Here is a 1,619-nt window from a genome sequence, read left to right on the forward strand (position 1 = left end):
GTTCTAATGTGACGGATTCAAAATCAGATTATACTCTCCTGGAGATGGCCACCGGGATGGATTTGCCAATCCTTTGAAGCTTCAATGAGGCCTGAACGACAAATTTGTGCATGCCAAATAAACCTGCGAAATTGCAGGTTTTGAGTAAAACGATTCGTTTCGATCCATGCTCATGCAAACGCGTGGTAAATCCGCTCCAATACGGGGGACCATGGGCTGTTCTTGCCAAAGTTAAACCATATCCCTCGGGCGTGTCGTATCAACCGCACCGCCATGTAGATGATATTCTGGATCACCGTCCGAATCCGGCGTCGCTGCACATTGCCGCGTATAGGCGCATCGTCTTTGCGCAGACTCTCCTGCCCCATGATGCGCAGCAAATTGTACGCAAACACGCCTGCGTGCAACACGAGATGATTGGTTTCAAATTTCCCGGACGGCAACCGTTCCAAATCCAGATCCGTCTTGATTTCACTATGAAATTGCTCGCTGGTGCCGTGATCCCGGTATAACTCAATCACCCGCCATGGTGCACAGCGAAGCGAAGTCCAGTATACATCCACTTCCAGTTCGGGAACCAGCAGGATTTGTCCATCTCGGTCAATCGTTCGCTCGATCACATGGAAGACTTGTCGAAGAGGGCGGTCAAATCCTTTCTCCGGAAACTCGATGAACCCGACATATTCTTTCTTGCCTTCGCGTTGCTCGCAGCAGATGCCCGAGGTCTCGGCAACGTGCAACCAGGCCTCCTTGGGGTCCCTGCGAAGGTTCACTTTGATGATGTAGTCCACATTCTCACGGTGACACACATGCAGATTCTCGAGGCTGTCGTTTCCTGCATCCATGCGCACGAGCATCGGCTGATCCGTGATGCGCCGTGCATAGGCAATACTTTGGGTCAAGAATGCCGCGGTGCCGTTCTGGACATGGGTGCTGCCTTCCCGCAATTCGACATTGACGCCGTACCCCTCTTGCCCCAGATAGGCAAAGATCGGCGCATAGCCGTCCACGCCTTTGTACGTGCGGGAAACGCCTTCTTTCTTGGTACCGGAGTTGTCGAAGGGGGAAACGTCGATGTCCAGCGGGATGTAAACACGAGATCCGGCCTGAACTCCGGTCAACGGCGCCTGGATGCGACGGATCAGATCAGCGGATTCCTCAAGCAGAATCTCGTTCCATCCCGCCTTCGTTTCCGCCGCGCGCTCCAGGCGTTGGCGAAGCGTCGGGCTGGAGGGCACGCGCTGCAGTTGCAGACTGATCTGAAAGACATCGTCGTTCCGAAACGGCTCAATGTGATCGAAATCGCTTTTTCCTTGACACAGCAAGCCGATGTAGCTTTTCATCACGTCGGAGTGAGAATGATACGGATGTTCTACATCTGTGAGTCGGGTATGGTTAAGGCGTTTTGTGAGTTTGGTATGTGCCAGCAAGGCACCGACGGTAGCGAGACCGGCATGGGTGGACAGAATGAGTTCGTTGGATCGGACAAAACGGATTTTCATCATGCACCCCACAGGTGAATGGCTTTGAAGGTTCCAAATACTTGAATAATTCGCCTTCTTGGCTGCATTTTCCTGTGTCCGCCTCAGGATTTATTTGTTCAAGTTCACGGATTCAGG

At 52.7% G+C, this 1,619-nt stretch carries 1 protein-coding gene; it reads right to left on the reverse strand.

The annotated features are described in order from the left end of the window. Positions 1-170: 170 nt before the first annotated feature. Complete coding sequence (locus RW092_RS09040; protein ID WP_028540286.1) at positions 171-1,502, reverse strand: IS1380 family transposase; 1,332 nt, start codon at positions 1,500-1,502, stop codon at positions 171-173. Between the last annotated feature and the right edge of the window lie 117 nt (positions 1,503-1,619).

Source organism: Paenibacillus sp. 3LSP, from assembly GCF_032465655.1.
Classification (GTDB): domain Bacteria; phylum Bacillota; class Bacilli; order Paenibacillales; family Paenibacillaceae; genus Fontibacillus; species Fontibacillus barengoltzii.